This window comes from Rhizobium sp. AQ_MP, from assembly GCF_014237835.1.
Lineage (GTDB): Bacteria > Pseudomonadota > Alphaproteobacteria > Rhizobiales > Rhizobiaceae > Allorhizobium.
On sequence record NZ_JACJVI010000001.1, the window covers coordinates 390,226 to 415,491 of the forward strand.

The 25,266-nt window shown below is 61.5% G+C and carries 24 protein-coding genes and 2 tRNA genes; 23 read left to right on the plus strand and 3 right to left on the minus strand.

Going from position 1 to position 25,266, the window contains the following annotated elements; translation table 11 throughout:
- The first annotated feature begins 77 nt into the window (after positions 1-77).
- Positions 78-1,109, plus strand: coding sequence for a UDP-glucose 4-epimerase GalE (gene galE / locus H6M51_RS02010; protein ID WP_185808206.1), 1,032 nt, complete (start codon positions 78-80; stop codon positions 1,107-1,109).
- 110 nt (positions 1,110-1,219) lie between these two features.
- Here galE and katG read toward each other — a convergent pair whose 3' ends face one another.
- The gene (katG, locus tag H6M51_RS02015; protein ID WP_185808207.1) at positions 1,220-3,397 is read right to left on the minus strand and encodes a catalase/peroxidase HPI; all 2,178 of its coding nucleotides are present in this window, start codon (positions 3,395-3,397) and stop codon (positions 1,220-1,222) included.
- A gap of 254 nt (positions 3,398-3,651) precedes the next feature.
- Between katG and H6M51_RS02020 the strand changes: the two genes are divergently transcribed.
- Positions 3,652-4,572 carry a hydrogen peroxide-inducible genes activator gene (locus H6M51_RS02020; protein WP_185808208.1) on the plus strand — a complete coding sequence of 307 codons (921 nt, stop codon included), beginning with the start codon at positions 3,652-3,654 and terminating at the stop codon, positions 4,570-4,572.
- Positions 4,573-4,626: 54 nt separating this feature from the next.
- Positions 4,627-5,316 carry a hypothetical protein gene (locus tag H6M51_RS02025; RefSeq protein ID WP_185808209.1) on the plus strand — a complete coding sequence of 230 codons (690 nt, stop codon included), beginning with the start codon at positions 4,627-4,629 and terminating at the stop codon, positions 5,314-5,316.
- 1 nt (position 5,317) lies between these two features.
- Here the strand turns inward: H6M51_RS02025 and H6M51_RS02030 are convergent.
- Positions 5,318-5,392, minus strand: a tRNA-Thr gene (locus tag H6M51_RS02030).
- A gap of 154 nt (positions 5,393-5,546) precedes the next feature.
- On the opposite strand from H6M51_RS02030, the gene H6M51_RS02035 reads away from it, so the two are divergent.
- The 18 genes from H6M51_RS02035 (at position 5,547) to H6M51_RS02120 (ending at position 22,760) form a co-directional block, all read left to right on the plus strand.
- Positions 5,547-5,822, plus strand: coding sequence for a hypothetical protein (locus H6M51_RS02035; RefSeq protein WP_246780353.1), 276 nt, complete (start codon positions 5,547-5,549; stop codon positions 5,820-5,822).
- Positions 5,823-6,000: 178 nt separating this feature from the next.
- Positions 6,001-7,293 (plus strand): UDP-N-acetylglucosamine 1-carboxyvinyltransferase, encoded by a 1,293-nt coding sequence (murA, locus tag H6M51_RS02040; RefSeq protein WP_185808210.1) that lies wholly within the window; start codon positions 6,001-6,003, stop codon positions 7,291-7,293.
- A 135-nt stretch (positions 7,294-7,428) separates the two neighbouring features.
- Positions 7,429-7,866, plus strand: coding sequence for a DUF2948 family protein (locus tag H6M51_RS02045; RefSeq protein WP_185808211.1), 438 nt, complete (start codon positions 7,429-7,431; stop codon positions 7,864-7,866).
- 67 nt (positions 7,867-7,933) lie between these two features.
- Complete coding sequence (gene hisD, locus H6M51_RS02050) at positions 7,934-9,232, plus strand: histidinol dehydrogenase (protein ID WP_185808212.1); 1,299 nt, start codon at positions 7,934-7,936, stop codon at positions 9,230-9,232.
- 2 nt (positions 9,233-9,234) lie between these two features.
- On the plus strand, positions 9,235-9,708 hold the full coding sequence (locus H6M51_RS02055; RefSeq protein ID WP_113460022.1) for a UPF0262 family protein: 474 nt from the start codon (positions 9,235-9,237) through the stop codon (positions 9,706-9,708).
- Positions 9,709-9,713: 5 nt separating this feature from the next.
- Positions 9,714-10,175 carry a low molecular weight phosphatase family protein gene (locus H6M51_RS02060; protein ID WP_185808213.1) on the plus strand — a complete coding sequence of 154 codons (462 nt, stop codon included), beginning with the start codon at positions 9,714-9,716 and terminating at the stop codon, positions 10,173-10,175.
- A gap of 144 nt (positions 10,176-10,319) precedes the next feature.
- A complete protein-coding gene (gene infA / locus H6M51_RS02065; protein ID WP_004435948.1) occupies positions 10,320-10,538 on the plus strand; it encodes a translation initiation factor IF-1 in 219 nt (72 codons plus the stop codon).
- Between the two features lie 40 nt (positions 10,539-10,578).
- Complete coding sequence (locus H6M51_RS02070; protein WP_185808214.1) at positions 10,579-11,199, plus strand: Maf-like protein; 621 nt, start codon at positions 10,579-10,581, stop codon at positions 11,197-11,199.
- Between the two features lie 2 nt (positions 11,200-11,201).
- Positions 11,202-11,414, plus strand: a complete 213-nt coding sequence (yacG, locus tag H6M51_RS02075) for a DNA gyrase inhibitor YacG (protein ID WP_185808215.1) — start codon at positions 11,202-11,204, stop codon at positions 11,412-11,414.
- 205 nt (positions 11,415-11,619) lie between these two features.
- Positions 11,620-11,695: transfer RNA gene (locus H6M51_RS02080), tRNA-Phe, on the plus strand.
- A gap of 229 nt (positions 11,696-11,924) precedes the next feature.
- On the plus strand, positions 11,925-12,527 hold the full coding sequence (locus H6M51_RS02085) for a TetR family transcriptional regulator (protein ID WP_185808216.1): 603 nt from the start codon (positions 11,925-11,927) through the stop codon (positions 12,525-12,527).
- A 27-nt stretch (positions 12,528-12,554) separates the two neighbouring features.
- A complete protein-coding gene (locus tag H6M51_RS02090) occupies positions 12,555-13,706 on the plus strand; it encodes an efflux RND transporter periplasmic adaptor subunit (protein ID WP_185808217.1) in 1,152 nt (383 codons plus the stop codon).
- Positions 13,707-13,729: 23 nt separating this feature from the next.
- Positions 13,730-16,801 carry an efflux RND transporter permease subunit gene (locus H6M51_RS02095; protein ID WP_185808218.1) on the plus strand — a complete coding sequence of 1,024 codons (3,072 nt, stop codon included), beginning with the start codon at positions 13,730-13,732 and terminating at the stop codon, positions 16,799-16,801.
- Between the two features lie 564 nt (positions 16,802-17,365).
- A complete protein-coding gene (locus tag H6M51_RS02100) occupies positions 17,366-18,964 on the plus strand; it encodes an ABC transporter substrate-binding protein (protein ID WP_185808219.1) in 1,599 nt (532 codons plus the stop codon).
- 166 nt (positions 18,965-19,130) lie between these two features.
- Positions 19,131-20,135, plus strand: coding sequence for an ABC transporter permease subunit (locus H6M51_RS02105; protein ID WP_185808220.1), 1,005 nt, complete (start codon positions 19,131-19,133; stop codon positions 20,133-20,135).
- Positions 20,136-20,149: 14 nt separating this feature from the next.
- Complete coding sequence (locus H6M51_RS02110) at positions 20,150-21,058, plus strand: ABC transporter permease subunit (RefSeq protein ID WP_185808221.1); 909 nt, start codon at positions 20,150-20,152, stop codon at positions 21,056-21,058.
- 2 nt (positions 21,059-21,060) lie between these two features.
- Positions 21,061-21,909, plus strand: coding sequence for an ABC transporter ATP-binding protein (locus tag H6M51_RS02115; protein WP_185808222.1), 849 nt, complete (start codon positions 21,061-21,063; stop codon positions 21,907-21,909).
- The gene (locus H6M51_RS02120; protein ID WP_185808223.1) at positions 21,906-22,760 is read left to right on the plus strand and encodes a dipeptide ABC transporter ATP-binding protein; all 855 of its coding nucleotides are present in this window, start codon (positions 21,906-21,908) and stop codon (positions 22,758-22,760) included. Before H6M51_RS02115 ends, H6M51_RS02120 begins: the two co-directional genes overlap by 4 nt.
- Before the next feature lie 48 nt (positions 22,761-22,808).
- On the opposite strand, the gene H6M51_RS02125 is transcribed toward H6M51_RS02120, so the two are convergent.
- Positions 22,809-23,282 carry an Lrp/AsnC family transcriptional regulator gene (locus H6M51_RS02125; protein ID WP_185808224.1) on the minus strand — a complete coding sequence of 158 codons (474 nt, stop codon included), beginning with the start codon at positions 23,280-23,282 and terminating at the stop codon, positions 22,809-22,811.
- 165 nt (positions 23,283-23,447) lie between these two features.
- Here H6M51_RS02125 and H6M51_RS02130 point away from each other — a divergent pair, with 165 nt between their 5' ends.
- The gene (locus tag H6M51_RS02130) at positions 23,448-24,620 is read left to right on the plus strand and encodes an amino acid aminotransferase (protein ID WP_185808225.1); all 1,173 of its coding nucleotides are present in this window, start codon (positions 23,448-23,450) and stop codon (positions 24,618-24,620) included.
- 4 nt (positions 24,621-24,624) lie between these two features.
- Positions 24,625-25,251 carry a YitT family protein gene (locus H6M51_RS02135; RefSeq protein WP_185808226.1) on the plus strand — a complete coding sequence of 209 codons (627 nt, stop codon included), beginning with the start codon at positions 24,625-24,627 and terminating at the stop codon, positions 25,249-25,251.
- Positions 25,252-25,266: the final 15 nt, after the last annotated feature.

Genomic DNA, 25,266 nt, shown 5'->3' on the forward strand with positions numbered 1-25,266 from the left:
GGAGCCTTTCGATAAGTACTCCGTAAGATGCGCCTGCTTTTGATTTCCCGATAAGAATAACAACGGGAAGAAAAAGCATGGCGATCTTGGTGACAGGTGGCGCGGGCTTCATCGGCAGCCATATGGTCTGGGCACTCCTCGATGCGGGCGAGGACGTGGTCGTGGTCGACCGGCTCTCCACCGGTTTTCGCTGGGCCGTCGCACCCCAGGCACGCTTCTACCTTGGAGACATCGCCAGACCCGCAATCCTGAAACAGGTCTTTGCGGAAAACGAGATCGAGGCGATCATCCATTTCGCCGGATCGATTGTGGTGCCGGAATCAATCGCCAATCCCTTGAGTTATTACGAGAACAATACCGAGAACACACGGCGCCTGCTGTCCGCAGCCGTCAAGGCCGGGATCGACAAGGTGATCTTCTCCTCGACCGCCGCTGTCTACGGCCTCCCTGACAAGCCGCTGCCGGTGCGCGAAGATGCGCCTTTACGTCCCGAATCGCCCTATGGCCAGTCAAAGCTGATGAGCGAGTACATGCTGCGCGACACCGCCCGCGCCCACGGTCTCTGCTATGTCGCACTCCGCTATTTCAACGTCGCCGGAGCGGACGTGAAGGGTCGCTCCGGAAACTCCGCCGTGGGCGCCACACACCTCCTCAAAGTCGCCTGCGAAGCAGCCCTGGGCAAGCGTTCGGCGATGTCGGTCTACGGTACCGACTACGACACGCCCGATGGGACAGGTGTCCGCGATTACATTCACATCAACGATCTCGTTGATGCGCATCTGCAAGCGCTGCGCTATCTGCGCAATGGTGGCGGACCTCTGGTCGCCAATTGCGGTTACGGCAAGGGCTATTCGGTGCTCGATCTCATCGAGGCCGTGCGCCGCGCCACCATGGTCGATTTCCAGGTTGACTATGCCCCACGCCGTCCGGGCGATGCTCCGCTGGTCGTCGCTGACAGCACGCTCGCCAAGCAGGTCCTCGGCTGGGTTCCCCGCTATGACGATCTTGGTGTGATCGTCGAGACCGCCCTCGCCTGGGAACGTCGCCTCGAGCAACTGGCCACCCCCGACATCCGGGATCTGCGCCGTCGCCTGGCAAGCGGCTTCTAGGCTGGTTCCAAACACAAGCCCATCAAACAAGAAAGCCGGAGATGCAAGTGCATCTCCGGCTTCCATCTGAGGATCGAGCCTCGGGGCACGAAGCTCGATCCTCCGATCGATCAGGCTTCGAGATCGAAGCGATCGGCGTTCATCACCTTGACCCAGGCAGCGACGAAGTCCTTCACGAACTTCTCCTGGTTGTCGTCCTGGGCATAGACTTCCGCATAGGCGCGCAGGACCGAGTTCGAACCGAAGACGAGATCGGCGCGCGTCGCGGTGAACTTCTTTTCACCGGTCTTGCGGTCGCAGATGTCGTAGGAGTTCTTGCCCGTCGGCTTCCAGGTGAAACCCATGTCGGTCAGGTTGACGAAGAAGTCGTTCGTCAGCTGGCCTTCGCGGGCTGTGAACACGCCATGCTTGGTGCCGCCGTAGTTTGTGCCGAGCACGCGCAGGCCACCGAGCAGCACCGTCATTTCCGCACCCGTCAGGCCCATCAGCTGGGCGCGGTCGAGCAGCATCTCTTCGGGGCTGACGACATAGTCCTTCTTGGTCCAGTTGCGGAAGCCATCGGCCAGCGGCTCGAGCGGCTTGAAGCTTTCGGCATCCGTCTGCTCCGCGGTGGCATCGCCACGACCGGCGGCAAACGGCACGGTCACGTCGTGACCGGCAGCCTTGGCAGCCTTCTCGATGCCGACATTGCCGGCAAGCACGATGACGTCGGCGACGCTGGCGCCGAATTCGGCCGCGATCGGCTCAAGAACCGCAAGCACCTTGGCGAGACGGGCGGGCTCGTTGCCTTCCCAGTCCTTCTGCGGAGCCAGCCGAATGCGGGCACCGTTTGCACCACCGCGCATGTCGGACTGGCGGTAGGTCCGCGCGCTGTCCCAGGCGGTGGCAACCAGGTCCGCAATCGAGAGGCCGGAAGCCGCGATCTTGGCCTTGACGGCGCCGATGTCGAAGTTCTTGGGGCCGACCGGGATCGGATCCTGCCAGATCAGGTCTTCGGTCGGTGCTTCCGGACCGATGTAGCGAACGCGGGGACCGAGGTCGCGGTGGGTCAGCTTGAACCAGGCGCGGGCGAACGTGTCCTGGAAGTAAGCGGGGTCCGCCATGAACTTTTCGCAGATGGCGCGGTAGGTCGGGTCGACCTTCATCGCCATGTCGGCATCGGTCATCATCGGCATGCGGCGGATCGACGGATCCGTTGCATCGACCGGCATGTGCTCTTCCTTGATGCCGATGGGCTGCCACTGCTGGGCACCGGCGGGGCTGTGCGTCAGCTCCCAGTCATAGCCGAACAGCAGTTCGAAATAGCCCATGTCGAACACGGTCGGGTTGGTCGTCCAGGCGCCTTCGATGCCTGAGGTGACGGCGAGGCTTGCCTTGCCGTTCTGGTTCGGGTTCATCCAGCCGAAGCCCTGGTTCTCGATCGCACCGGCTTCCGGCTCCGGACCGAGCGCCTGGGCGCTGCCATTGCCATGCGCCTTGCCGACGGTGTGGCCGCCAGCGGTCAGCGCTGCGGTTTCCTCGTCGTTCATCGCCATGCGGGCGAAGGTTTCGCGCACCTGGGCGGCGGTCGCCATCGGGTCCGGCTTGCCGTTCACGCCTTCCGGGTTGACGTAGATGAGGCCCATCTGCACGGCGGCAAGCGGGTTTTCCATCGTATCAGGCTTGGTCACGTCTTCATAACGGCTGTCGGAGGGGGCAAGCCACTGCTTTTCCGCACCCCAGTAGACGTCCTTTTCCGGACCCCAGATATCCGGACGACCGAAAGCGAAGCCAAAGGTCTTCAGACCCATGTCCTCATAAGCGACGGTACCGGCATAGAGGATCAGGTCGGCCCATGAGATCTTGTTGCCGTACTTCTTCTTCAGCGGCCACAAGAGGCGGCGTGCCTTGTCGAGGCTGGCATTGTCAGGCCAGGAATTGAGCGGAGCGAAGCGGATATTGCCGGTGCCGCCGCCGCCACGGCCGTCGGCCAGGCGATAGGATCCGGCGGAATGCCAGGCAAGGCGAATCATCAGACCGCCGTAATGACCCCAGTCGGCCGGCCACCACTCCTGGCTGTCACGCAGCAGGGCCTTCATGTCAGCCTTCAGCGCCGCGACGTCGAGCTGCTTGACGGCTTCACGATAGTTGAAGCCCTTGCCCATCGGGTCGGTCTTCGTGTCGTGCTGATGCAGGATGTCGAGGTTGAGCGCATTCGGCCACCAGGCCACGGGCGTTGCGCCGGTTTCGGTGTTCGAGCCATGCATCACCGGACATTTGCCGGCATTTTTGTTGCTCATGGTATCCATGTTTAGCCTCCTTGAAGAACCCGCTTGTCCAGGATCGGATCGCTGACAAGCCCTTGAAAAGCATGCCAGCATCACAAGCCGATGAACCGTCGACGGGAATAACCCGCCGAAGCCGTCGCCCGCCCCGTTCCATGGAATCAGGCATGCGGACCGCCCCCTTTGGGCGGCCCCAGCGACGTCATCTGGAATTGTTCTAGCAAAGGCTTTCGATTAATGTAATTTGGAAATTGTGATCAGTTCCATAGGAAAAGATTATGATCAATTTCACGCTGCGACAGCTCCGTTATTTCGAGGCGCTTGCCCGCCACGGCCATTTTGGCCGTGCGGCCAATGATTGCGCCATCTCCCAGCCGGCGCTCTCCGTTCAGATTAAGGAGCTTGAGGAGACGCTCGGGGCAGAGCTCTTCGAACGCGCGGCGCGGCAGCTTCGACTGTCTGCGTTCGGCGAGGAATTCCTCCTGCGGGTTCGCGAAATCTTGCGTTCTGTCGATGAATTGGGAGATCTTGCTCGCGCGCATCGCAAGCATCTGGTCGGACGCCTGCGGATCGGCATAATACCGACTGTCGCCCCCTATCTCTTGCCCGGCATGATCTCGGCTTTGACCCGCGACAACGCCGATCTCGACGTTCACGTCAGGGAGACGGTGACGCCCAAGCTGCTCCAGGAACTTGCCGAAGGACGCCTTGATACGGCGATTGTAGCCTTGCCGATCTCGGAACCGGCGATGGCCGAGACGCCGCTCTTCGAGGAAAACTTTGTTCTGGTGCGTCCGAAAGAGGATGCGGAAAAGCCCATACCCGACCGGGACAAGCTGCGCGAAATGCGACTTCTGTTGCTGGAGGAGGGGCATTGCTTCCGCGATCAGGCGCTGTCCTTCTGCGATATGGGCGCCGTGCGCCCGCGCGAAATCCTTGACGGCAGTTCGCTCTCCACGCTCGTCCAGATGGTCGGTGCCGGCATCGGCGTAACGCTCATTCCGGAGATCGCCATGCCCGTCGAAACCCGCTCCGCCGATGTTTCGATCGCCCGCTTCGCCGACCCGCAGCCCTCCCGCACCATCGGCATGATCTGGCGCAAGACCAGCCCGATTGCCAGACAGTTGATGGAGGTCGCCGATGTGGTTCGGGGGACGGTTCGGTCGCTGCCTTTGGGCGCACACGGCGGATCCGATTGAAGGACGGAGAAACATTCCTTCATGGAGAATGTTCGGCACCGAAAGGAGCCGAGGATGTGGATCTGGTTGAAGGAATACCATGGAGTGCTGTCGGCCGTCTCGAGCATAGCCATGCTCGGCGTCTGGGTGCTCTATCTTCAGCTCTTTTACTCGAGTTATCGCCATCAGATCCGCCCAAAGATCCTGATTACCCGTGGCGGCGACAACTCCATGGCGGCACGGTGCATTCTGACCAATATGAGCCCCGAGATTATCTTCGTGCAGGCAGTTCTCTTGAAACTGGTTTTCTCGGATGGAGAGCACATCTACTCCCTGAGTGAGCGGGATCGCGCAGGGCATGCGCCGGCAGACCGGCGCAGCGAGTTGGTACAGGGCCCATTGCGCAGCGGAGACTTTCTGGACCTCGGATCATTTGAGGATCTGCTTTCTGCCTCGCTTGGAGAGGCAAGAGCTTCCAACGAGCTGGCCGCAGCGCAGAGCCTGACGATTTTTGCGGTCGGAAGTTACACCTGGCACAACCGGATTGTTGCCGCGGAGCGAACATTCAACCTGGCGCGAAAGCAGCCGGGAAGACCGCTTTTAATCCCCACGACCGCAGATACCCGCCAGATTACCTCCCGCAAGGAGCGGCAGATCGTTGCCCGTATGGTCGAGAAGCAGGTGGTCCTGACTCAATGGCAGGACACGGACCGTGAATCGCAAGGAGGTGGGTGTTGCGGTGAGAATAAACAGAAGGAGAAATAACTGGTGCTGCTAGAGAGATTTGAACTCTCGGCCTCTCCCTTACCAAGGGAGTGCTCTACCCCTGAGCTATAGCAGCATCTGGCGGGCGAAGCGTGTCGTCCGCCCGGAACGAGGCGCCTATTGCCATAGAGTTTTCGGGAGTGCAAGCCGTAAAGCGACAGCGTGGCCAAGTTTTATGACGGAGCGCGCGGGGACTTTTCGATTTTTCACCGATCGGTTATCACCCGCTGATGACAAATGAACCGGAAAACAAGGGGCAAGCGGAGGCTGATGCGCTGGAGCAAGCCCGGCTTGCTGATCGTGGAAAACGTGTGCTCTCCGATGCCGAGCAGCGGCGCCGCGAGCGGGCGGCCTTGAAGCTGCGAGAAAATCTCGCCCGCCGCAAGCAGCAGGCGCGGGCGCGTCGCGCGGGCGAGGCGGAAGACGGCATCGGTCTGCCGGCTGCCAATCCAGTGCCCGGGCCGGCGCCCAATCAGGGGAGTGCCGGAGACCTATCTGAAGAATAGGCCGTGACCTGGCTGCGGAGCTGCCGCAAATTCGTCGAATCCCGGTGATTAACCGAGCGTTGCGGCTTCAATTGAACCGCTCGCCGTTTTCGTCTAAAGAGCCAGCCTCGCCGGATTGGCTTCCCCTCACACGTTCTCAAGGAAAGGCGGGCAGTTCCTGCCCGTATCGCAGGCTCTCATGGATCGCATCAGGATTGTTGGTGGCAATGCGTTGAACGGGATCATCCCGATCTCGGGCGCCAAGAACGCAGCACTGCCCCTGATGATCGCCTCGCTCCTGACCTCCGACACGCTGACACTCGAAAACGTGCCGCACCTGGCAGATGTCGAGCTTCTCCTGCGCATCCTCGGCAATCACGGCGTCGACGTCTCGGTCAACGGCCGGCGCGAGCACCAAGACGGCTCCTATGCGCGGACCATCCACTTCACCTGCCGCACGGTTGCCGACACCACCGCACCCTATGAACTGGTCTCCAAGATGCGTGCGAGCTTCTGGGTCATCGGCCCGCTGCTTGCTCGCGAAGGCCAGGCGCGTGTCTCGCTGCCAGGGGGCTGCGCGATTGGCACGCGTCCGGTCGATCTGTTTATCGAAGGCCTGGCAGCGCTGGGCGCCGAGATGGAAATCGACGGCGGCTATATAAATGCCAAGGCGCCGAAGGGCGGCCTGATCGGCGCCCGCTACACCTTTCCGAAGGTCTCGGTCGGTGCCACCCACGTGATGCTGATGGCCGCCTCGCTGGCCCGCGGCACGACCGTGATCGGCAATGCCGCCCGCGAGCCGGAAGTTGTCGACCTCGCCAACTGCCTGATTGCCATGGGCGCCAGGATTTCCGGCGCCGGCACCTCGACCATCACCATTGAAGGCGTGCCGAGCCTCTCCGGCGCCCGCCACCGCGTCCTGCCAGATCGCATCGAGACCGGCACCTATGCCATGGCAGTCGCCATGACCGGCGGTGACGTGACGCTTTCGGGCACCGATATCGGCCTCCTCGATACGGCCGTCGAGGCGATCCGCCGCGCCGGAGCCGAAGTTTCCGCCGTCGAGGGTGGCATCCGTGTCATCGGCCATGGCGATCAGATCCGCCCGGTCGATATCGTCACCGAACCCTTCCCCGGCTTCCCGACCGACCTGCAGGCGCAGTTCATGGGGCTAATGACCCGCGCCAATGGCGTCTCGCATGTCACGGAGACGATTTTCGAAAATCGTTTCATGCATGTGCAGGAACTGGCCCGTCTCGGCGCCAAGATCACGCTGTCGGGCCAGACGGCCCGCATCGAAGGCGTCACCCGTCTGCGCGGTGCACCGGTCATGGCGACCGACCTGCGCGCGTCCGTCTCGCTGGTCATCGGTGGTCTTGCTGCCGAGGGCGAGACCATGGTCAGTCGCGTCTACCACCTTGATCGCGGCTTCGAGCGTCTCGAAGAGAAGCTCACCCGCTGCGGTGCGATCATCGAACGCATCAGCGGCTGATCGATAAGCTCCAGGGATTGCGACAGGATGGGGCGAAAAGTCATTTTGCCCCGTTGCCACTGGACAAGCCGCAACCTATGTCGAAAACATGAATTTCGACAGCAAGCGTGCCTTGCGGCGGAACGGTGAGGTGACATGACGGACTTGAAGCTTCTGGCGCTCGATACCGATGATCTCTCGATCATCTCGGCCCATATGCAGGATGCCGTCTTCAAGGTCGGTGACTTGAGTTTTTCGGCCCGCTCCGGCCTCTTCTCGCTCGCCGCGAACCGCTTCGTCTGGGAAAAGGCGGCACGCGCCGCAAAGAGCTTCGAGCGCCGCCGGGCGGCGCTGAGCTTCAAGCGTGTCGAGGCGGTTCGCTCGATCGGCTTCGATCGCAACCGCGCGGACGAAGTGATGAGCCTGCTGGCTATCCGTTACATCCCGAAAGGCGAGGGGCCGGATGGCGTAGTTGAGCTTGTCCTGGCAGGCGGTGGCATGATCGCGCTCGACGTCGAGTGCATCGAGGGCCAGCTTGCCGATACCGGCGGCGCCTGGGAGACGACGACGCGGCCGGAACACGAAGCGGGCTGATGACGCCAGGCCGCCTGTTGGGCGCGGTGACACTGAATTGAGAATGCTTGAGAGGGAAATACGGGGCGTGGCAATCTGGCTGGATCAGGCATCGGGTGATTTCGAGGCGCGTTTTGCCGCCTTTCTCACGACCAAGCGTGAAGTATCCGACGACGTCAACGACGTGGTGCGCAAGATAATCGACGATGTGCGCACCCGCGGTGATGCCGCACTGGCCGACTATTCCAGGCGCTTCGATGGCGTGGACTTTTCAACCGTGTCCATGCGTGTCACGGACGAGGAGATCGCCGCCGCACTCGCCTCGACGTCACCGGAGCTGATCGACGCGCTGAAGCTGGCGGCCGAGCGCATCGAGCGCCATCATGCCCGCCAGCTGCCGAAGGACGATATCTACGAGGATGCGATCGGCGTCGGCCTCGGCTCCCGCTGGACGGCCATCGATGCGGTAGGGCTCTACGTTCCCGGCGGCACGGCAAGCTATCCGAGCTCGGTTCTGATGAATGCGCTGCCGGCCAAGGTTGCCGGTGTCCCGCGCGTCGTCATGGTCGTGCCGGCCACGGGTGGTGCGATCAATCCGACGGTTCTCGCCGCCGCAAGCATTGCCGGTGTCACCGAGATCTACCGCATCGGCGGCGCCCAGGCTGTGGCAGCTCTCGCCTATGGCACCGAGACGATCGCCCCGGTCGCCAAGATCGTCGGCCCCGGCAATGCCTATGTCGCGGCGGCCAAGCGCCAAGTCTTCGGCACCGTTGGCATCGACATGATTGCCGGCCCTTCGGAAGTCCTCATCATTGCCGACAAGGACAATGATCCGGATTGGCTGGCCGCCGATCTGCTCGCCCAGGCCGAGCATGATCCCGGCGCCCAGTCGATCGTCATCACCGACGACCGTGCGCTGGGCCAGGCGGTCGAAGCCGCCGTCCGGCGGCAGCTCAAATCCCTGCCACGCGCCGAGACGGCGTCTGCCAGCTGGCGTGATTTCGGCGCGATCATTACGGTCGAGAAGCTTGAGGACAGTATCCCGCTTGCCAACCGCATCGCCGCTGAACATCTTGAGCTTGCCGTCGACGATCCCGAGCCTCTGATTTCAGGTATCCGCAATGCCGGTGCGATTTTCGTCGGTCGCCACACGCCCGAGGTGATCGGTGATTATGTCGGCGGATCGAACCACGTTCTGCCGACGGCCCGTTCGGCGCGCTTCTCCTCGGGTTTGGGCGTGCTGGATTATGTCAAGCGCACCTCGATCCTTCGTCTCGGCCCGGATCAGCTCAGACAGCTGGCGCCGGCCGCGATCGCGCTCGCAAAGTCGGAGGGCCTGGAGGCGCATGCCCGCTCCGTCGCGATCCGTCTCAATCTCGGGGACTAGGCATGGCAGCGGGTGACTTCCGGCTCTCAGATGTCGTGCTGGACGAGACCATCGGGCGCTCGACACCCGATGTCGAGCATGAGCGGGCAGTCGCTATCTTCGATCTGATCGAGGAGAACTCCTTCGAGCCCGTCGGCCATGCCGGTGGTCCCTACAAGCTCTACCTGTCGCTAATGGACCGTAAGCTCGTCTTCTCTATCAAGACGGAGGCCGGAGAGGATGTTGCCGTCCACATCCTGTCACTCACTCCTCTGCAGCGGATCATCAAGGACTACTTCATGATCTGCGAAAGCTATTACGAGGCGATCCGTTCCTCGACGCCGTCGCAGATCGAGGCGATCGACATGGGCCGCCGCGGCATCCACAACGACGGCTCCCAGACGCTGATGGACAGGCTCTCGGGCAAGATCAAGCTTGACTTCGACACCGCCCGGCGTCTGTTCACCCTGGTCTGCGTGCTCTATTGGCGGGGCTAGACGGGATGGAGGAGGGCGGAGCCGTATACCGCCGACCGGTCCGGCCGGGCGCAATCCTCTTCATGTGCGGCCAGAATGTCATCCGCAGCCCCATGGCCGAAGCAATCGCGAAACAGGCGCTGCCATCGGGCACCTGGATTGCCTCCGCCGGCGTCAAGAAGGGAGAACGCGATCCTTTCGTTGATGTCGTGCTCGACGAGATCGGCCTATCGCTCGGCCGCCGCCAGCCGCAGACGCTGGAGGACATGGCCGACGACTTCTTCGATCTCGTCATCACCCTGACGCCCGAGGCCCATCACGCCGCACTGGAACTGACGCGGCATTCGGCCGTCGATGTGGAGTATTGGCCGATGCCGGACCCGACGGTTGAGACCGGCAGTCGCGAGCAGCGGCTCTCCGCTTACCGGGACGTGCGTGACCGCCTGACGAAGTTGATCCGGGAAAGACTGGTCCTGGCCCCGGATTAGGGCCCGTTTTGCCGCTCTTGAAACAATTTCTCAAAGCCTGATCTACAAGGTTCACAAATGCCGGGCGATTGTGTAGTTTCCGCCCACATTTTAAGGGGCCCTCAGCGCGCCCCACTTCAAAACCCCAGGAAAGACAACCGCTCTATGGCAAAAGAAGAAGTCCTCGAATTCCCCGGCGTCGTCACCGAATTGCTGCCGAACGCCACCTTCCGCGTGAAGCTCGAAAACGAACATGAAATCATTGCCCACACCGCAGGCCGCATGCGCAAGAACCGCATCCGCGTTCTCGCCGGCGACAAGGTCCTGGTCGAGATGACCCCTTACGACCTGACCAAGGGCCGTATCACCTACCGCTTCAAGTAAGCCTTGAGCCAAGACCCTTCGGCTTGAGGAGCGCGCTCGGATGGAACTGAGACAGAAGCTGATTTTGGCCTCCGGGTCGCCGCGTCGCGTTGATCTGCTAAAGCAGGCCGGGATCGAGCCTGCGCGCCTGATGCCGATGGATCTCGACGAGACCCCGAAGAAATCCGAACATCCCCGCTCGCTCGCCCGACGGCTGTCGGCGGACAAGGCAAAGGCCGCCTATCAGCAGGTGCGCAAGGACCTGAGCTGGAGCAACAGCTACATTATTGCCGCTGATACCGTCGTCGCCGTCGGTCGCCGCATCCTGCCCAAGGCCGAACTCATGCAGGAGGCCTCGTCCGCGCTGCATCTTCTCTCCGGCCGCAGCCACTGGGTCTTCACCGGTGTTTGCCTGATCGCGCCTGACGGAACGCTGCGCCAGAAGATCGTCGAGACCAAGGTCCGCTTCAAGCGTCTCTCGGGTTACGACATCGAATGCTACCTCGCCTCAGGCGAATGGCGCGGCAAGGCCGGCGCCTATGCCATCCAGGGCATCGCTGGCAGCTTCGTCCAGAAGATCGTCGGTTCCTACACCAATGTCGTCGGTCTGCCGCTCTTCGAGACGCTACAGATGCTCCAAGGCGAGGGATACGACGTGCATACGGGCTGGACGGAGGGCTGATCGTGACGGACGCCGGTGAACAGCGGACCGCCAAGGTCGAGCCGCTGCGCAAAACGCGGCCATGCCCGGAATGTAGCCGACCCTCGACGCGCGAGAACTATCCCTTCTGCTCGGATCGCTGCCGCAACCTCGACCTCTCGCGCTGGCTGAAGGGCTCCTATGCCATTCCGGTGGCCGACGACGAGTCCAAGGCCGACGACGACTATCGCGACTGAGGCCGAAGCCCGGCACGAAAGCCACCGGATCTCTGCCCGGATCTCCTTGTTCTCGTTCACCTTTCGGCGATTTTCACATCTTCTTCAAAAAAGTGCCCTAAGGCGCTTGCCATGGCCGAACAAGATGTTATAACCCCGCTCGCTCCCGGGGAAATGCCCGGCGGTCTTCAGAAAAGACCGACAGGCGTCGCAAGACAGCCGAGATGCCCGGATAGCTCAGTTGGTAGAGCAGCGGATTGAAAATCCGCGTGTCGGTGGTTCAAATCCGCCTCCGGGCACCATTATCTCTTCATTTTCCTCATGGTGTGACGAAGCACGCGGCGGTCAGCGTCCGAGTGTCACTGTCTCCCTCTCCAGCCGCAGCGCATGTATGGCTTGTGCAAGCTGGCGGGTCGGTATGTCTTTCGCCTGCAACCTTTTCCTCATTACATCGGCTCATTCGCATATTGACGAATGATGAGTTATGGCTTACGACTGACGAAAATCGAAAAACGTCAGTTGTCAATCATCATGACTCCAGCAATACACCAGACGACCGAAGCCAGCGATACCGCGACCCGCATTCTCGACGCGGCCGAAGCCCTGTTTCGCCACTACGGCTACAGCAAGACGACCGTCGCCGATGTGGCGAAGGAACTTGGAATGTCCCCGGCCAACATCTACCGCTTTTTCGCCTCTAAGAGCGAATTGCTGGAGGGTTTGTGCGCGCGGATGCTCCAGCAGAGCCTTCAGCTGGCAGAGGAAGCAGCGGAGCTGCCGATCAGCGCCGAAGAGCGCCTGCGGCATTATTCGATGACCCATTTCGAGTTCACGGTCGCCACCATGCTGGATGAGCGTAAGGTGCACGAAATGGTCGTGGTTGCGATCGAACAGAGCTGGGGCGTGATCGACAAGCATATCGATGACATCCAGGCTGTTCTGACCAGGATCATCGCGGACGGCATGGAGGCCGGCGAATTCGCCAAAGGCGATCCGGCCCATGCGGCGCGCTGCTTTGGTGCGGCCACCTCGCCACTTCATCATCCACAGATGGTTGCGCAGTGCATCGGCAAGAACAATCGTGCCGGTCCCGCCGATCTGACGGAATTTGCCATTCGTGCCCTCAAAGCCTGAGACCCCCACCGGGGAGGAACCGCCACCATGTCCGCAAGCGTCCGCATTCCCTTGATTGCCCTCTCCCTCCTTGCCACTCTTGGCCTGGCCGGCTGCACGGAAGGGGAGGCGGAAACGGTTCAGGAGCCCAGCCTTCGCCCCGTGAAGGTGATCCAGGTTGAAGCGCCGTCGACTGCGCGGGAGCTGCGTTATTCCGGCACGGTCAAGGCGCGTAGCGAAGCGGCGGCCGGTTTCCGCGTGGCGGGCAAGATCGTCGAACGTCTCGTGGACGTCGGCGACCACGTGGTGCCGGGCGACGTGCTCGCCCGTCTCGACGTGACCGATTACCAGTTGCAGGTGCGCAGCGCCAAGGCAAGCCTTGACGCGGCCGAACGCCAGCTCGAGACGGCCGACTTTGCCCTCAAGCGTGCCGATGCACTTTATCGCCAGCAGGTGACGACCAAGGCCCAGCTCGAACAGGCCCAGCTTAGCTATAATCAGGCGCTTGCAACGCGCGACAGTCAGCGCTCGTCTCTCGCCCAGGCAAGGAATCAGGTTGCCTACGGCGAGCTGAAGGCCGACAAGCCGGGCATCGTAACCGCGATCAGCGCTGACGCAGGTCAGGTCGTTGCCGCCGGTAGTCCTGTGGTGACCGTCGCAGCCGATGGCGAGAAGGAAGCCCTGATTGCCGTCCCTGAAAACGAGATCTTTGCCTTCCAGCCCGGCAAGGAAGTCGAGGTCGGTTTCTGGTCGAAGGATGGTCTCGCCCTGAAGGGCAAGGTGCGGGAAGTCGCCGGAAGTGCGGATGCCACCTCGCGGACCTTCGCCGTCCGGATCACGCTGCCGGACAACCCGCAGATCCTCCTCGGCATGACCGCTCGTGTGACGGCACTGGCGCCGTCAGACAAGAGCCTCTTCGAGCTTCCCTTGTCTGCGCTCAGTCAGGATGCCAGCAAGCAGACGACCGTCTGGACCGTTGATCGCACGAAGGCGACCGTGCATGCGCGGCCGGTGACCGTCGACACTTTCTCCGATACCGGTGTGCAGGTATCGGCCGGCCTGAAGCCCGGAGATCTCGTGGTCGTGGCCGGAACCCAGTTCATGGCAGAAGACATGAAGGTCAAGCTTTCCGATCAGGACCTGTCTCGTGCCGCCGACGCCGACGGTGCCAGCGCAGCGCCCGCCGCCGCCACGCCCTGAGCCCCTTACTTTCGGACCATATCATGACCACTCCTCCTGTCGAACCGGGCTCGTTCAACTTGTCCCGCTGGGCCATCGGCCACCCGAGCATCGCCCGATTTCTCTTCGGTCTGATCATTCTCACCGGCCTGTTCGGGCTGATGCGCATGGGGCAGAAAGAAGATCCTGACTTTACCTTCCGTGTCATGGTCGTCCAGGCCTTCTGGCCGGGCGCCTCGCTCACCGACATGCAGGATCAGGTCGTCAACAAGATCGAACGAAAGCTGCAGGAGACGCCGTATCTCGACTGGGTGAAGTCCTACACCCGGCCTGGCTCTGCCATCATCACGCTTCAGGTCAAGGGCAACACCGACGCAAACGACGTTGCGGAAGCCTTCTACCAGGTTCGCAAGAAGGTCGGCGATATCGAGAACGAGCTGCCGGATGGCCTGCTTGGACCCTACTTCAACGATGAGTTCGGTGACACCTACATCACGCTTTACGCCCTGACCGGTGATGGCTACAGCTATCCCGAGCTGAAGCAATATGCGATCCAGGCGCGTGACGTCCTGCTCTCCACTCAAGGCGTCGAAAAGGCCGTGATCCTCGGAGATCAACCGCAAAAGATCTTTATCGAGGTTTCCTCCAAGGCACTCGCCGAGCGCGGCCTGACATTCACCGACCTGCAGAATGCGCTCGCCGGGCAGAACGCGATCGACGCCACCGGCAGTATCGACACTGGCTCCCGCTCGGTGCGCATCTCGGTCGATGGCGGTTTTTCGGCCGCGCAGGATATCCGTGATCTGCGGCTCAAGGCTGGCAACCAGGTAACGCGTCTCGGCGATATCGCCACGGTGACGGAAGGCCTTGAAGATCCCTATCAGCGCAAGTTCCGTTTTAACGGCAAGGATTCCGTCCAGGTCGGTGTCGTCATGGCCAAGGGGTTCAAGGTGACCGATGTCGGCAAGTCCGTCGAGGAGACGTTGCAGCGCTTCGAAAGCACCCTGCCGATCGGGCTCGAAGTCTCCCAGATCTCCAACCAGCCTGAAGTCGTGCGCGAGGCCATCGGCGAGTTCATGAAGGCGCTTGGCGAAGCCTTGCTCATCGTGCTCGTGGTCTCCTTCGTTTCGATCGGCTGGCGATCCGGTCTCGTCATTGCCATCGCCATTCCGCTGGTCCTCGCCGCCACTTTTGCGGTCATGTACGAATTCGGGCTCGATCTGCAGCGCATTTCGCTGGGTGCCCTGATTATCGCTCTCGGTCTGCTCGTCGATGACGCCATGATCGTGGTGGAAATGATGGAGCGAAAGCTGGAGGAGGGGCTCGACAAGCTGGATGCAGCGAGCTTCGCCTACACGTCGACAGCCTTCCCGATGCTGACCGGCACCCTGATAACCACCGCCGGTTTCATCCCGGTCGGCTTCGCCGAATCCACGGCAGGCGAATATGTTCGATCCCTCTTTTATGTGGTCGGCATATCCTTGGTCATATCCTGGTTTGTGGCGGTCTATTTCACCCCCTGGCTCGGCTATATGATCCTGAAGCAGAGGGCGCATGTCGGTAGCCATCACGACGCTTTCGACACGGCATTCTACCGTCGGCTACGCGCCACGGTTTCCTGGGCCGTCAAGCATCGTATCATCGTCATCGTCAGTACACTGTTGGTCTTTGCAGCAAGTCTCTGGTCCTTCCAGTTCATCCCCAAGAACTTCTTCCCGCAGTCGTCGCGCCCGGAAATCCTGGTCGACATGTGGCTCCCGGAAGGCACCTCGATCAAGGAGGTCGAGGCAGAGGCGAAGCGCCTTGAGGAGAAACTGCTGACCGATCCGGATCAGCGCTTTGTCGCCACCTATGTTGGCGAGGGCGCGCCGCGCTTCTTCCTCCCGCTCGACCAGCAGCTTCGCAACCCGAATTATGCCCAATTGCTGGTCATGGCGAAGGACGAAGAGGCTCGCGAACGGCTGATCACCAAGCTGCGCATGACGCTGGCACAGGACTTCCCCTCTGTCCGCGGCAAGGTCGATCGTCTCTTCCTCGGGCCGCCAACCGGATGGGCTGTTCAAATGCGCATCAGCGGGCCGGGGCGTGACGAGGTCCGCCGCATTGCCGATCAGGTCAAGGCTCGCTTCCATCAGAACCAGTTGCTTCAGGCAGTCCACGACGATTGGCTGGAGCCTGTTGCCGCGATGAAGCTGGTCGTCGATCAGGATCGTGCCCGGGCGCTCGGCGTGTCTTCCCAGCGTCTGCGCCAGATGCTGCAGGCGACAATGAGTGGAGCGCCGCTGGCCGACGTTCGTGCCGGTGAAGAAACCATCTCGATTGTTGCTCGGGAACCTGAGGATAGCCGCCGCCTGCTGACCGCTGTCAATTCGATCTACATTCCGACCGATCTTGGAGCCTTCATTCCGTTGTCGCAGATCGCCAAGGTCGTTCCGACCCTGGAGCAAGGCATCGAATGGCGCCGCAACCGGCTGCCGACGATCACGGTCCGCGCAACGGTGCCTGATGGCGTGCAGTCCAACGACATTGCGCTCAAGATGTACGAGGACATGCGGTCGCTGCGCGACCGGCTGCCTGCCGGTTATTCAATCGAGATCCAGGGCGGGGCGGAAGACAGCGCCGAAAGCCAGAACTCGATCGCGGCCAAGGCGCCGATCATGCTGCTCGTCATCGTCGTGCTGTTGATGGTCCAGCTGCAGCATTTCGGCAAGGCCATGCTGGTGCTTGCCACCGGTCCGCTCGGCATCATTGGCGCTGCCGCCGCGCTTTTGACCTCCGGAGCGCCGTTCGGCTTCGTCGCCATCCTCGGTGTGATTGCGCTGCTCGGGATCATCATCCGTAATTCGATCATCCTGATCGATCAGATCGACCAGGACATTGCCGCCGGCATGGACAGGCGCGAAGCCATAATCGGCTCGGCGGTGCGTCGTTTCCGACCGATCATGCTCACGGCACTGACCGCAGTGCTGGCGCTCATCCCCATCTCGCGTGGCATTTTCTGGGGGCCGCTCGCCTATGCGATGATGGGCGGCATCCTCGTGGCGACGGTCTTGACGATACTCGTGCTGCCCGCCGCCTACGCCTTCTTCTTCGGTCGCTCTCCCCACAAAGCGTGACCGAAAGGGAGGAGGAGAGGTGTCCCCAAGCCTTTCCTCCTCCTGGGTTTCCTCTGGCTTCGCAGGATGCGACCCCCGCCATCATAGTTTTACCGGTGAAACACCCATCTAATTTTTTGACCGGTTGATAAATTTTCCCGATGCTGCTACGCACACTCGCGCGCAACGCAAACCTTTTCTCTTTGCGACGCAGAACCTCTCGGGCCGTTGATTCTTCGGCCATCTCTAGAATTGCTAATATTTGATGTGCAGTTTTCGCGCTTGCGAAAGCAGGCAAAATTCCGGCTGCTTGTTTTAAAATATGACGAAAAGCAGACCAATTCTGTGACAAAACTTAGCCGAATCTCTCTTTACAACGTTTTGCAAGCCGATAAGACACTGCAGATGTGATCGGCTGGATCAGCCTTGTCGCTTGTCAAATTACGACGTGCAGGGGGGGCTGCAAGCCAACGATTGCCGGAAGCCCGGTTGGATCCGGACCTTCACAAAACGGGCGCGATCCACGCGCCGCGGGACCAAAAGAACCGGCGAAGGCGTCTGCCCTTCGCCTTTGGGAGACTGCTCATGAAAACCAAGTTTGCACTTGCTGCCGCAGCCCTTGCTGCGGCGACCTTCCTGTCCGGCGCAGCCAGCGCCAAGACCTTCGTTTACTGCTCGGAAGGTTCGCCCGAGGGCTTCGATCCCGGCATGTACACCGCCGGCACCACCTTTGATGCCTCCGCCCATCCGGTCTACAGCCGTCTGATGGAATTCAAGCCGGGCACGACGGAAGCCGAAGCCGGTCTCGCCGAGAGCTACGAAGTCAATGCCGAAGGCACCGAATACACCTTCAAGCTGCGTCCGGGCGTCAAGTTCCACACCACCGACTTCTTCACCCCGTCGCGCGAACTGAACGCTGACGACGTGATCTTCTCGCTGGAGCGCCAGCTGAAGGCCGATCATCCGTGGAACCAGTATGTTGCCGGGACCTCGTGGGAATACGCCGCGGGCATGGGCTTCCCGGAGCTGATCAAGTCGATCGAAAAGGTTGACGATCTGACCGTCAAGATCACCCTGAACCGCCCGGAAGCTCCGTTCCTCGCGAACCTGGCGATGCCCTTCGCTTCGATCGTTTCGAAGGAATACGCCGACAAGCTGGAAGCTGAAGGCAAGAAGGAACAGCTGAACCAGATGCCGGTCGGCACGGGTCCGTTCTCCTTCGTTGGTTACCAGCAGGACGCAGTCATCCGTTACAAGAAGAACGCCGACTATTGGGGTGGCGCACCGAAGATCGACGACCTCGTCTTCGCCATCACCACCGATGCCGCCGTTCGCTACCAGAAGCTCAAGGCCGGCGAATGCCACCTGATGCCATTCCCGAACGCTGCCGACGTTGAATCCATGAAGTCCGATCCGGCGCTCACCGTGATGGAGCAGGAAGGCCTGAACGTCGCCTACCTCGCCTACAACACGACCCAGGCTCCGTTCGACAAGCCGGAAGTCCGCAAGGCCCTGAACAAGGCGATCAACAAGGAAGCCATCGTTGATGCCGTCTTCCAGGGCATGGCAACGCCGGCCAAGAACCCGATCCCGCCGACCATGTGGTCCTACAACCAGGCCACCCAGGACGACGCCTACGATCTCGACGCTGCCAAGAAGGAACTCGAAGCAGCCGGCGTCAAGGATCTCTCCATGAAGATCTGGGCCATGCCGGTTTCGCGTCCCTACATGCTGAACGCACGTCGCGCCGCCGAAATCATGCAGGACGACTTTGCCAAGATCGGCGTCAAGGTCGAGATCGTATCCTACGAATGGGCCGAATACCTCGACCGTTCGAAGGCCAAGGATCGTGACGGCGCCGTTATGCTCGGCTGGACCGGCGACAACGGCGATCCGGACAACTTCCTCGATACGCTGCTCGGCTGCGACGCCGTTGGCGGCAACAACCGCGCCCAGTGGTGCAACGAGGAGTTCAACGCGCTGGTGAAGAAGGCAAAGGTCACCTCCGACCAGGCTGAGCGCACCAAGCTCTACGAAGAAGCCCAGCTGGTGTTCAAGCGCGAAGCGCCGTGGGCGACCATCGACCACTCGCTCTCGGTTGTCCCGATGCGCAAGGAAGTCTCCGGCTTCGTCCAGAGCCCGCTGGGTGACTTCACCTTCGAAAACGTCGACATCGCTGAGTAATCGGCACTGTCACTCCTTCGCCGCGGGCTTTTGCCCGCGGCGTTTGTCGTTGATGCGCAAGCGATATCGCGTCATGCTCGAAGGCTCCATTGAAGCGGTTCGAGTAACGTCAGACGGCCCGTTGGCCGCGGTTCGACCTTCAAAAAGATAACAACAGGTCTCACTCATGTTTGGCTTTCTCCTGCGACGGCTCGCCGTCTTGATCCCGACCTTCATCGGTGTCTCGATCATTGCCTTCGCCTTCATCCGGCTTCTTCCCGGCGATCCGGTCGCGCTGCTCTCGGGCGAGCGCGTCATGTCACCCGAGCGCCATGCCCAGATCAGTGCCCAGCTTGGCCTCGATCGCCCGATCGTCATGCAGTACTTCGACTATCTCGGCGGCGTTCTGACCGGTGACTTCGGCACATCGATCGTGTCGAAGAGCCCGATCATTGACCAGTTCTTCGCGCTCTTTCCTGCAACAGTCGAGCTGTCGCTCTGTGCGATCCTCATCGCGATTGCGATCGGTGTCCCGGCTGGCATCATCGCGGCCATCAAGCGGGGCTCATTCTTCGACCAGACCATGATGGGCATCGCTCTCGTCGGCTATTCCATGCCGATCTTCTGGTGGGGCCTGCTGCTGATCATTCTCTTCTCCGGCATCCTGCAATGGACCCCGGTTTCCGGCCGCATCTCGCTGATGTTCTTCTTCCCGCCGGTCACCGGCTTCATGTTGATCGACAGCCTCTTGTCGGGCCAGAAGGGCGCCTTCATGTCCGCCGTCAGCCACCTGATCCTGCCGTCGATCGTGCTTGCCACCATTCCGCTTGCGGTCATCGCCCGCCAGACGCGCTCGGCTATGCTCGAAGTGCTGTCGGAGGACTATATCCGCACCGCCCGCGCCAAGGGACTGTCGCCGATGCGCGTCGTCGGCCTGCATGCGCTGCGCAACGCCATGATCCCGGTCATCACCACGATCGGTCTGCAGATCGGCGTCATGCTTGCGGGCGCGATCCTCACCGAGACGATTTTCTCCTGGCCGGGCATCGGCAAGTGGATGGTCGACAGCGTGTTCCGCCGTGACTACCCGGTCATCCAGGGAGGCCTCCTCCTGATCGCCGGCATCATCATGGTCGTGAACCTCATCGTCGACCTGCTCTACGGCCTGATCAACCCGCGCATCCGCCACTAGAAGGATAAAGTCCCATGGCAGAGACAACAACCAGCCAGCCGGTTTCGAGCGCTCAGATGCGCCGCCAGATGCTGGCCGAGTTCTGGTTCTACTTCTCCGAAAACCGCGGCGCCGTCATCGGCCTCGTTGTCTTCGTCGCTCTCGTGCTGATCGCCGTTTTCGCCGGCGTCATCGCACCGCATCCGCCGTTCGAACAGTATCGCGAGGCGGTCCTCTTGCCGCCGGCATGGCTCGAGGGTGGTAACTGGAGTTACCCGCTCGGCACGGATCCCGTCGGTCGCGATATCCTCTCGCGTCTGATCTACGGCTCGCAGTATTCGCTGTTCATCGGTGTCTTCGTCACCACGCTCTCGCTGACCACCGGCATCGTCATCGGCGTGATCGCCGGTTACTACGGCGGTTGGCTCGACACGGCGATCATGCGCCTGATGGACATCATTCTCGCCTTCCCGTCGCTTCTGCTGGCGCTGGTTCTCGTCGCAATCCTGGGTCCCGGCCTGACCAACGGCATGATCGCCATCGCCCTTGTCCTGCAGCCGCATTTCGTCCGCCTGACCCGCGCGGCCGTCATGTCTGAAAAGACGCGCGACTACGTGACGGCCGCCCGTCTCGCCGGTGCAAGCCCTCTTCGCCTGATGTTCAAGACCATCCTGCCGAACTGCATGGCCCCGCTGATCGTCCAGGCGACGCTTTCTTTCTCCAACGCCATCCTCGATGCGGCCGCCCTCGGCTTCCTCGGCATGGGCGCCCAGCCGCCGGCTCCCGAATGGGGCACGATGCTCGCCGAAGCGCGCGAGTTCATCCTGCGCGCCTGGTGGGTTGTCACCTTCCCGGGTCTCGCGATCCTGATCACCGTTCTCGCCATCAACCTGATGGGCGACGGCCTGCGCGATGCGCTCGATCCCAAGCTGAAGAGGTCCTGATCATGGCACTTCTCGATATCCAGAACCTCACCGTCCAGTTCGAGACGGCCACCGGCTGGTTCAAGGCCGTTGACGGCGTGTCGATGTCGGTCGAACCGGGCGAAGTGCTGGCCATCGTCGGCGAGAGCGGCTCCGGCAAGTCCGTCGCCATGCTCGCCGTCATGGGTCTTCTGCCCTGGACGGCCAAGATCACCGCCGACAAGATGGAATTCCAGGGTCGCGACATCCAGAAGATCTCGGCCGCCGAGCGCCGCAAGCTGATCGGCAAGGACGTGGCGATGATCTTCCAGGAACCGGTCGCCAGCCTCAACCCATGCTTCACCGTCGGCTTCCAGATCGAGGAAGTCCTGCGGCTGCATATGGGGCTCGGCAAGAAGGAGCGCCGCGAACGCGCCATCGAGCTCTTCAAGCTGGTCGGGCTCCCGGATCCGGAAGAGCGGCTGAACCATTTCCCGCACCAGATGTCGGGTGGCCAGTGCCAGCGCGTGATGATCGCGATCGCGATCGCCTGCAATCCGAAACTGCTGATCGCAGACGAGCCGACGACCGCACTCGACGTGACCATCCAGAAGCAGATCCTCGATCTTCTGATGAAGCTTCAGGCCGAAACCGGCATGGGCCTGATCATGATCACCCACGACATGGGCGTGGTGGCCGAGACTGCAGACCGCGTCATCGTTCAGTACAAGGGCCGTAAGATGGAGGAAGCCGACGTGCTCTCGCTCTTCGAAAACCCGAAGAACCCCTACACCCGCGCGCTGCTGTCCGCCCTTCCGGAAAACGCCACCGGCGACCGCCTGACGACGGTTTCCGACTTCCTGGCCGCCGCTGAAACGGGAGGTGCAGCATGACGCAAGCGACGCAAACTCCGATGCTTGAGATCCGTGACATCAAGCGCGACTACCGCGTGCCGCAGGGCTTCTTCAAGCAGGACAAGATCGTCCATGCGGTAAAGGGTGTCTCCTTCAAGCTCGACAAGGGTAAGACCCTTGCCATCGTCGGCGAAAGCGGCTGCGGCAAGTCCACGCTCGCCCGCATCCTGACCTTCATCGATGAACCGACCGCAGGCGATCTCCTGATCGACGGCCAGAAGGTCGATACGCGCCCGGGTCACCTGACTGCCGACATGCGCCAGAAAGTGCAGATCGTCTTTCAGAACCCCTATGGTTCACTCAATCCGCGCCAGAAGATCGGCGACGTGCTTGGCGAGCCGCTGCTCATCAACACCAAGATGAGTGCGGCGGAGCGTCGCGAACGCGCGACCGACATGCTGGTCAAGGTCGGCCTCGGCCCGGAGCACTACAACCGCTACCCGCACATGTTTTCCGGCGGCCAGCGCCAGCGTATCGCCATTGCCCGGGCGCTGATGCTCAATCCGAAACTGCTGGTGCTCGATGAGCCGGTCTCTGCACTCGACCTCTCGGTCCAGGCCCAGGTGCTGAACCTGCTCGCCGACCTGCAGGAAGAGTTCGGCCTGACTTACGTCTTCATCAGCCATGACCTGTCGGTCGTGCGCTACATCGCCGACGAAGTGATGGTGATGTATTACGGCGAGGCGGTCGAATACGGCTCGCGTGATGCGGTCTTCTCCGATCCGCAGCACGAGTATACCCGCACGCTGTTTGCCGCGACGCCGCGCGCCGATGTCGAGTCGATCCGCGCCCGTATGGCGCGGCGTGGCAAGATCGCCGCTGCAGGCTGATTGAACGCCTCAGCAAAGATTCGACGAGGGCGCCCGACGGCGCCCTTTTCATTTCGGCAGATAGCCGTGCGACACCTTCGGACTGTCGAAGACCATGGTGGAACGGATTGTCTTGATCTCGGCGAGCCGGTCGAACTCCTGCCAGATCAGCCGCTTGTAGTCCGCCATATCCTTCACGGAGATCTTCAAGAGGAAGTCGAAGTCGCCAGCCACGGCATGGATCTCGACCACTTCATCAAGCTTGCCGACATGCTCGATGAAGCGCTCGCCGACCTGCGGCGTCGTACGGTCGAGCGTGATCTCCACATAGGCCTGCAGGCCAAGCCCGACGCTTGGCGGATCGATGACGACCTTCTGCTTGATGATCCCGCTTGCATAGAGTCGGGCCAGGCGCCGCGACAGAGGGGCCGCCGTCAGGCCCACCCGTTCAGCCAGTTCGGCATTGGTCAAGGCCGCATCCTGAAGCAGGTAGCTGATGATCTTGCGATCGATCCTGTCGAGTGTACCGCCTACTGCTTCCATAATCGATCTCGCGAACTGACCCCATCACAAAAATCTATCGCAAAACCCCAAAACCGCGCAATGTTCTTTATTCTCCGGTTCTGCTCTGCGCCAATTCCGCTGAGACTTTGCGCGGGAATATTGCTATCCATCTCGGAACGAATTCTTCCTCCTTGAGGTCTCGAAATGTTCGAAAAGCTCGCCTCCCAGCCCAACGACCCTTTGCTGGCTCTGATCGGCCTCTACAACGCAGATCAGCGCGCGGACAAGATCGACCTCGGGGTCGGTGTCTACCGCGACGATCAGGGTCGCACGCCGGTCATGCGATCGGTCAAGGCAGCTGAGAAGGAATTGCTTGAGAACCAGGACAGCAAGTCTTACGTGGCGCCGGAAGGGGACCGGGTATTTCTTGATCTCCTCTGGGACCTCGTTGGGGGCAAGGGCCACGACAAGTTCGCCGCCGGCGTTCAGACGCCGGGTGGATCGGGTGCTCTGCGCCTGGCTTCGGATCTGATCGCGCGCGCGGGAAGTGGCCGCCTGCATCTGGGCCTGCCGAGCTGGCCCAATCACGCTGGCATTTTCGGTGCGACGGGGCTTAACGTCGAAACCTATCCCTATTTTGACGTGCCGACCCAGGACATTCGCTTTGCCAGCATGATGAAGGCGCTGAGCAGCGCGCCGCGTGGCGATGCAGTGCTCATTCATGCCAGCTGCCACAATCCCACCGGCGCAACGCTGACCGCCCACCAATGGGAAGAACTCGCTTCCGTCATCGCCGAGCGGCGTCTTTTGCCGCTTATCGATTCCGCATATCAGGGCTTCGGTGCCGGTATCGAGGAAGACGCGGCGGGTCTGCGCATGATCCTCGCGGCAGTGCCCGAGGCCCTTGTTGCCGTATCGTGCTCCAAGTCCTTCGGCATCTACCGCGAGCGCACCGGTGCAATCTTCGCCGTCGCCGATACCCAGGACGCGGCCGACGTGGCCCGTTCAAATCTTGTCACCATGGCGCGCACCAGCTACTCGATGCCGCCAGACCATGGCGCGGCCGTCGTGCGCACGATCCTGTCCACCGATAGGCTGCACCAAGATTGGATCGATGAACTAAACGGCATGCGCGATCGCCTGAACGGGCTGCGCCGCGAACTGGCGGCAGCACTCGGCGATGGCTGGCAGCTTGCACCGCAGATTGGAGAACAGCAGGGCATGTTCTCCCTCCTGCCGCTGAAGGAGGCCGACGTTCTGGCGCTTCGCAAAGATCACGGCATCTACATGCCAACCTCCGGGCGCATCAACATCGCGGGCCTGAAGAGCCAGGACATTCCGCGTGTCGCGAGCGTTCTGAAACCGCTTCTGGGCTGACACCATGACCACGACAACCATGAACCAGGCGGGCGCCGAGCGCCATCGCCTCTACGAAGACGTGCTCGCGATGATCTCTGGCACGATGTTCGTCTCCCTCGGTACTCTGATCTATACGGAGACGATGTTGACGGTCGGGTCGAGCGCCGGTCTGGCCCTGCTCCTGTCCTATGTCAGTGGCTGGGGTTTCGGTCTGATCTTCTTCCTCGTCAACCTGCCCTTCTACATTCTGGCAGTGAAGCGCATGGGCTGGGCGTTTACGCTGCGCACCTTCACCGCCGTGGCACTTGTGTCGATCCTATCGAAATTGAACAGTCAGTGGATCGATTTCTCCTATCTCGATCCGCTCTATGCGACGGTCATCGGCGGCGGACTCATCGGCACGGGTCTACTGATGCTCTTTCGCCATCGCACGGGTCTCGGGGGGATCAATATTCTCGCAATGTATCTGCAGGAGAAGACGGGGTTGCGCGCGGGTTATTTCCAGCTCGGCGTCGACTTGACGATCCTCGCGATCGCGTTCTTTGTCCTGCCCGCTGATCGGCTTGCGCTCTCTGTCCTTGGGGCAGCGATCGCCAATCTGATCCTGGCGATCAACCACAAGCCGGGGCGTTACATGGGTCTTAGCTAAGCGTCCGGTCAGGCT

What these genes read in the sequence shown, in the direction of transcription:
- galE (WP_185808206.1), top strand. Translation starts at nt 78, where the DNA reads ATGGCGATCTTGGTGACAGGTGGCGCGGGCTTCATCGGCAGCCATATG.
- katG (WP_185808207.1), bottom strand. Translation starts at nt 3,397, where the DNA reads ATGGATACCATGAGCAACAAAAATGCCGGCAAATGTCCGGTGATGCAT.
- H6M51_RS02020 (WP_185808208.1), top strand. Translation starts at nt 3,652, where the DNA reads ATGATCAATTTCACGCTGCGACAGCTCCGTTATTTCGAGGCGCTTGCC.
- H6M51_RS02025 (WP_185808209.1), top strand. Translation starts at nt 4,627, where the DNA reads ATGTGGATCTGGTTGAAGGAATACCATGGAGTGCTGTCGGCCGTCTCG.
- H6M51_RS02035 (WP_246780353.1), top strand. Translation starts at nt 5,547, where the DNA reads ATGACAAATGAACCGGAAAACAAGGGGCAAGCGGAGGCTGATGCGCTG.
- murA (WP_185808210.1), top strand. Translation starts at nt 6,001, where the DNA reads ATGGATCGCATCAGGATTGTTGGTGGCAATGCGTTGAACGGGATCATC.
- H6M51_RS02045 (WP_185808211.1), top strand. Translation starts at nt 7,429, where the DNA reads ATGACGGACTTGAAGCTTCTGGCGCTCGATACCGATGATCTCTCGATC.
- H6M51_RS02055 (WP_113460022.1), top strand. Translation starts at nt 9,235, where the DNA reads ATGGCAGCGGGTGACTTCCGGCTCTCAGATGTCGTGCTGGACGAGACC.
- H6M51_RS02060 (WP_185808213.1), top strand. Translation starts at nt 9,714, where the DNA reads ATGGAGGAGGGCGGAGCCGTATACCGCCGACCGGTCCGGCCGGGCGCA.
- infA (WP_004435948.1), top strand. Translation starts at nt 10,320, where the DNA reads ATGGCAAAAGAAGAAGTCCTCGAATTCCCCGGCGTCGTCACCGAATTG.
- H6M51_RS02070 (WP_185808214.1), top strand. Translation starts at nt 10,579, where the DNA reads ATGGAACTGAGACAGAAGCTGATTTTGGCCTCCGGGTCGCCGCGTCGC.
- H6M51_RS02085 (WP_185808216.1), top strand. Translation starts at nt 11,925, where the DNA reads ATGACTCCAGCAATACACCAGACGACCGAAGCCAGCGATACCGCGACC.
- H6M51_RS02090 (WP_185808217.1), top strand. Translation starts at nt 12,555, where the DNA reads ATGTCCGCAAGCGTCCGCATTCCCTTGATTGCCCTCTCCCTCCTTGCC.
- H6M51_RS02095 (WP_185808218.1), top strand. Translation starts at nt 13,730, where the DNA reads ATGACCACTCCTCCTGTCGAACCGGGCTCGTTCAACTTGTCCCGCTGG.
- H6M51_RS02100 (WP_185808219.1), top strand. Translation starts at nt 17,366, where the DNA reads ATGAAAACCAAGTTTGCACTTGCTGCCGCAGCCCTTGCTGCGGCGACC.
- H6M51_RS02105 (WP_185808220.1), top strand. Translation starts at nt 19,131, where the DNA reads ATGTTTGGCTTTCTCCTGCGACGGCTCGCCGTCTTGATCCCGACCTTC.
- H6M51_RS02110 (WP_185808221.1), top strand. Translation starts at nt 20,150, where the DNA reads ATGGCAGAGACAACAACCAGCCAGCCGGTTTCGAGCGCTCAGATGCGC.
- H6M51_RS02115 (WP_185808222.1), top strand. Translation starts at nt 21,061, where the DNA reads ATGGCACTTCTCGATATCCAGAACCTCACCGTCCAGTTCGAGACGGCC.
- H6M51_RS02120 (WP_185808223.1), top strand. Translation starts at nt 21,906, where the DNA reads ATGACGCAAGCGACGCAAACTCCGATGCTTGAGATCCGTGACATCAAG.
- H6M51_RS02125 (WP_185808224.1), bottom strand. Translation starts at nt 23,282, where the DNA reads ATGGAAGCAGTAGGCGGTACACTCGACAGGATCGATCGCAAGATCATC.
- H6M51_RS02130 (WP_185808225.1), top strand. Translation starts at nt 23,448, where the DNA reads ATGTTCGAAAAGCTCGCCTCCCAGCCCAACGACCCTTTGCTGGCTCTG.
- H6M51_RS02135 (WP_185808226.1), top strand. Translation starts at nt 24,625, where the DNA reads ATGACCACGACAACCATGAACCAGGCGGGCGCCGAGCGCCATCGCCTC.